Annotated in this window: 2 rRNA genes; both read right to left on the bottom strand. The window is 48.9% G+C overall.

The features are described from left to right. Positions 1 to 18 precede the first annotated feature (18 nt). Positions 19 to 140: ribosomal RNA gene (rrf, locus tag H575_RS06410) — 5S ribosomal RNA — on the bottom strand. Positions 141 to 451: 311 nt separating this feature from the next. Next, positions 452 to 3,370 (bottom strand): 23S ribosomal RNA (locus tag H575_RS06405). Positions 3,371 to 3,533: the final 163 nt, after the last annotated feature.

Here is a 3,533-nt window from a genome sequence, read left to right as displayed (position 1 = left end):
ATTGCAAAAGAATAAGGGGGGGTGCAGCGTTGACCAGTTCCCGAGAATTCGCATATCTCAGTACAATGACCGACGCAAGAGAGCTTAACTGCCGGGTTCGGAATGGGTCCGGGTGGAACCTCTCTGCTATGGCCGCATGATCCCCCAAGCTAAGTTCCCGATTTGAACGGGAGTAGAGTTGCTCTGCAGGCAACCGCGTGGCCGCTCCGCCAACTTAGCACAGTAATCTGGCATAACATATATGCCGTTACTGTTTATAAAGGATATACCTTCAATAGGTTTTGCATTCGGATAACGTCTGGGCACAGCGGATACGTCGTTTGTAAGCAGAAGTAGACAGGTTCTCAAAAGAACAAAGGCACAATCATATGATGCCGAAGTCCATCTACCACACATTTCCATTGACGTTACCAATTCATCCTGCACAATGTCGAGGCATACCAGTTCATAAAGAATCTGGATTTGAGCGTTAGTACTTGCGGACTGAACACGTCGTTGCCTTCGTGCGTACATCCCAAGCCTATTAACCCGGTCTTTTACCGGTGCTCTGTAACGAAATCTCTTTTCAAGCGAAGTTTCAAACTTAGATGCTTTCAGTTTTTATCTCGTGCCACGTAGCTGCTCGGCACTGCCTTATCAGACAACCGATACACCAGAGGTGACGAATGAAAGTTCCTCTCGTACTATTTCATTCTTGCTCTCAGATTTCGAACACTCCCATCAGATAGTAACCGACCTGTCTCACGACGGTCTGAACCCAGCTCACGATCCCCTTTAATAGGCGAACAACCTCACCCTTGGCTGCTGCTGCACAGCCAGGATGGAAAGAACCGACATCGAGGTAGCAAGCCGCCGGGTCGATATGTGCTCTTGCCGGCGACGACTCTGTTATCCCCAGGGTAGCTTTTCTGTAGTCAATAGCCCTCACCAAAAAGGCGTATTGGTTCGTTAGACCCGTGTTTCCACTCGTGATTTCTTGCTGTGCGAAATCACGTCAAGCCAACTTATGCTCTTGACACTCTCCTGTGAGTTGCTGACTCACATGAGTTGACCATAGGGCACCCTTGATATTTTTTCGAGGGTGTGGCGCCCCACCCAAACTGCCTACCTACCGATGTCCTCACCATGAAAGATGAGTGAGAATTACAGCAGAACAAGGATAGTGTCTCAACTGTGGCTCCACTCATACCGGAATATGAGCATTAACACCTACTATCTACGCTGCGCATGTAATACCGTAAGTCAACGACAGGCTGCAGTAAAGCTCCATGGGGTCTTCACTTCCCGATGGGAGTCCCTTGCCTCTGCACAAGGATAAAAGGTTCAACGGATTTGTGGTAGGGACAGTAGAGCCCTTATTAATCCATTCATGCAAGTCGCCAATTAAGCGACAAGGTACTACGCTACCTTAAGAGGGTCATAGTTACCCCCGCCGTTTACGGGTCCTTCGTCCGATTGTAATCAGTGTTCAGATACCCGCACTGGGCAGGATTCACAGACTATACTAGTCCTTACGGAGTTGCAGTCTGCTATGTTGTTGTTAGACAGTTAGAGCTCCCTGGTCACTGCGACCTGCCTAATCACTAGGCAGGCACTCCTTGTTCCGAAGGTACGGAGCCATTTTGCCGAGTTCCCTTACCACAAATAATTCCGACACGCCTGAGTCTTTTCAACTAGGGGCACCTGTGTCGGTTCTCGGTACGGACATTGCGTTACCTTTTCACGGGCACCAGGTGTTTACACACTTACGCCATCACGCTTTCACTCAATTCTCACCATTACGGTACTCCAAGAGTTTATACGATTGGACGGGACGACGGTCCCGCTATGTATAACCCGATGCGTCAGTATTATTAACGCACGGTACAGGAATATTAACCTGTTTCCCTTTTGCTGCACTCAAGTTATGGTGCAGCTTAGGACCGACTAACCCTCGGCTGACGAACATTGCCGAGGAAACCTAGCCCCTTCGGCGGAATGGATTCTCACCATTCTTTGCTTCTACTACTGCCAAAATTCTCATTCCTATACGGTCCACAGGAACTTACACCCCTGCTTCAGCCCATACAGGACGCCTCTCTACTCGATCACGTTCAAAAACGTGCGCCATGGTATCTGCAGTAGGCTTGAGCCCCGTCCATTTTCTGCGCCCTAAATCTTGACTGGTAAGCTGTTACGCACTTTTTAAAGGATAGCTGCTTCTGAGCTCACCTTCCAGTTGTCTTTGACCTAGGACTTCATTCAGTGTTGACACTTAGCCTACATTGGGGGGCATTAACCATGGTCTGGGTTGTCTCCCTTACGGACTACAAGCTTACCCCGTAGCCCGGACTGCCCGACGTCTACAAAGATAGGGAGTTTGGAGTTTTACAAGAAAGCGAGGAATTTCTTCCCCGGGATTTCTAATAGGTGCTCTACCTCACTATCATTCTCGGTCGAGGTCATGCTTAGACATGTTTCGAGAGGAACCAGCTGACACCCGGTTCGATGAATCTTTCACTCCTATACCCAAGTCACGCGAATGATTTGCATATCAATACCGCATGCGGTCCTCCACGCACCTTTCGGCACGCTTCAACCTGCTCAGGCATAGATCACCAGGTTTCAGGTCGTATCCCGTTGACTCCGCGCACTATTAGTACGCCGCGCCAGGTAAACTACGCGCTTGTCGCTTTCGCTGCGGCTGCCCTTGCGGTTAACCTCGCCAGCGGAATACACTCTTTGGCCCGTTCTTCAAAACGTAAGTTACGACGTCGGCAACTCTACTCATACTACCGCCTCGCGACGGGTTCTTTCGAAGAGAAGATCCTTGCACGCCGTAACACACGATCACCGGTTAGTTTCAGGCACTTTTCATTTCCTTTTTAGGGATACTTTTCAGTTTTCGCTCACGCTACTATTTCACTATCGGTTTTGAGGAGTATTTAGTCTTGGAGGTTAGGTGACCCCCATATTCACGTGGGAATTCCAACCCGCGCTACTCAGGACACTTCTAAGCTGTGTTTATCACCACGTACGGGACTGTCACCCTCTAAGGTAAGCCATTCCAAGCTACTTTCATTAGATAAACACATACTATAATGAAGGCCATACACTACATCTCCCTTGCGGGATTCAGTTTAGACTCTTACGGGTTCGATCGCCTCTACTAACGTAATCTCAATTGATTTCTCTTCCTCCCCCTACTGAGATGTTTCACTTCGGGGGGTTCCCCATCCTTACGGATTCACGATAAATCGTGGGGAGGTCCTATTAGGGGATCCCCGGATCACAGACTCCTTGCGTCTTCCCGGGGCATTTCGCTGCTTGGCACGCCCTTCATCGGCTCTCAAACCGAACCATTCACTAACCGGCATAAGAACCAGGTTCTTTAATCCCGGATGTTCCAAAGCTCGGAACATCCAAGGGTATGTCGATGATTGTTTTAGATGATTGTTGGTTACAACAATGTATTATTTGTGGTAAATGGAATATTCAGCATCATGTTGATGTGCTGTTGCCAGGGACCCTTTGTCTCTCTTAAAGTCTGTCGA

This window comes from Methanocorpusculum bavaricum DSM 4179 (genome assembly GCF_000430905.1).
Lineage (GTDB): Archaea > Halobacteriota > Methanomicrobia > Methanomicrobiales > Methanocorpusculaceae > Methanocorpusculum > Methanocorpusculum parvum.
This window is presented reverse-complemented; position numbering and strand designations above follow the sequence as displayed.